This window comes from Exiguobacterium sp. E17S (assembly GCF_057772545.1).
In genome coordinates, this window is the sequence record NZ_JBYLRU010000014.1 from 1 (window position 1) to 1563 (window position 1563).

Genomic DNA, 1563 nt, shown 5'->3' on the forward strand with positions numbered 1-1563 from the left:
GCCGTGTCTCAGTCCCAGTGTGGCCGATCACCCTCTCAGGTCGGCTATGCATCGTCGCCTTGGTGGGCCGTTACCCCACCAACTAGCTAATGCACCGCAAGGCCATCTCAAGGTGACGCCGAAGCGCCTTTCATCAACGGACCATGCGGTCCGATGAACTATCCGGTATTAGCTCCGATTTCTCGGAGTTATCCCAATCCTTGAGGCAGGTTCCTTACGTGTTACTCACCCGTCCGCCGCTCATTCCGCTGCCTTCCCTCCGAAGAGTTCCGTCAGTTTCCTGCGCTCGACTTGCATGTATTAGGCACGCCGCCAGCGTTCGTCCTGAGCCAGGATCAAACTCTCCATGAAGTGTTTGACTTGCTCGTTTTTGTGACCGAAGTCACGATTGACGAAGCTTGCGCTTCATTCGTTTTTGTATTCCATAGAATACGATTTTTGCCTCATCGTTCAGTTTTCAAAGTCCAATGTATTTCGTATGAAAATAATGGTCGGGAAGACAGGATTCGAACCTGCGACCCCTTGGTCCCAAACCAAGTGCTCTACCAAGCTGAGCTACTTCCCGAAAAGTGCACCCTGAGAGATTCGAACTCCCGACCCCTTGATTCGTAGTCAAGTACTCTATCCAGCTGAGCTAAGGGTGCATCATATGGTGCGGTCGAGAGGACTTGAACCTCCACGATGTTGCCACCACTAGGCCCTCAACCTAGCGCGTCTACCGATTCCGCCACGACCGCATAATGCTATTCAAATATAAATGGAGCGGAAGACGGGATTCGAACCCGCGACCCCGACCTTGGCAAGGTCGTATTCTACCACTGAACTACTTCCGCATATAAATGGTACGGGTGAAGGGACTTGAACCCCCACGTCAAAGACACTAGATCCTAAATCTAGCGCGTCTACCAATTCCGCCACACCCGCATAAAAATGGTGTGTCATGCAGGATTCGAACCTGCGACCCTCTGATTAAAAGTCAGATGCTCTACCAACTGAGCTAATGACACATAAATGATATGAAGTTAAAAAATGGGGCGACTGATGGGAATTGAACCCACGAATGCCGGAATCACAATCCGGTGCGTTAACCACTTCGCCACAATCGCCAAAATAAAAATGGTGCCGGCAACAGGAGTCGAACCCGCGACCTACTGATTACAAGTCAGTTGCTCTACCAGCTGAGCTACACCGGCAAAAGAAATGGTGGCTTTGGACGGAATCGAACCGCCGACACAAGGATTTTCAGTCCTTTGCTCTACCAACTGAGCTACAAAGCCGATATTAAAATGGCGGTCCTGACGGGATTCGAACCCGCGATCTCCTGCGTGACAGGCAGGCATGTTAACCGCTACACCACAGGACCGTTTAAGTATAAGGTGACGACTTCTATAATGATAAAACATCTATGTAAGTCTGTCAATTGTTTTATTAAAAAAACAAAAGCCTGGCAACGTCCTATCCTCACAGGGGGAAGCCCCCAACTACTTTCGGCGTTCAAGTGCTTAACTTCCGTGTTCGGCATGGGAACGGGTGTGACCACTTGGCTATCGTCACCAGACGATC

At 50.3% G+C, this 1563-nt stretch carries 10 tRNA genes and 2 rRNA genes; all 12 read right to left on the bottom strand.

Annotation, left to right across the window (positions count from 1 at the left end):
• Positions 1-351 (bottom strand): 16S ribosomal RNA (locus tag AC3B4V_RS16130); the annotation flags it as partial.
• 137 nt (positions 352-488) lie between these two features.
• Positions 489-565: transfer RNA gene (locus tag AC3B4V_RS16135), tRNA-Pro, on the bottom strand.
• Between the two features lie 5 nt (positions 566-570).
• Positions 571-644 (bottom strand) — tRNA-Arg (locus AC3B4V_RS16140).
• A gap of 6 nt (positions 645-650) precedes the next feature.
• Positions 651-737 (bottom strand) — tRNA-Leu (locus tag AC3B4V_RS16145).
• Between the two features lie 21 nt (positions 738-758).
• Positions 759-833 (bottom strand) — tRNA-Gly (locus AC3B4V_RS16150).
• A 7-nt stretch (positions 834-840) separates the two neighbouring features.
• Positions 841-924 (bottom strand) — tRNA-Leu (locus tag AC3B4V_RS16155).
• Between the two features lie 7 nt (positions 925-931).
• Positions 932-1007: transfer RNA gene (locus tag AC3B4V_RS16160), tRNA-Lys, on the bottom strand.
• Positions 1008-1030: 23 nt separating this feature from the next.
• A tRNA-His gene (locus AC3B4V_RS16165) sits at positions 1031-1106 on the bottom strand.
• An 11-nt stretch (positions 1107-1117) separates the two neighbouring features.
• Positions 1118-1193, bottom strand: a tRNA-Thr gene (locus tag AC3B4V_RS16170).
• Between the two features lie 8 nt (positions 1194-1201).
• Positions 1202-1277 (bottom strand) — tRNA-Phe (locus AC3B4V_RS16175).
• A 10-nt stretch (positions 1278-1287) separates the two neighbouring features.
• Positions 1288-1363, bottom strand: a tRNA-Asp gene (locus AC3B4V_RS16180).
• 79 nt (positions 1364-1442) lie between these two features.
• Positions 1443-1558, bottom strand: a 5S ribosomal RNA gene (rrf, locus tag AC3B4V_RS16185).
• Positions 1559-1563: the final 5 nt, after the last annotated feature.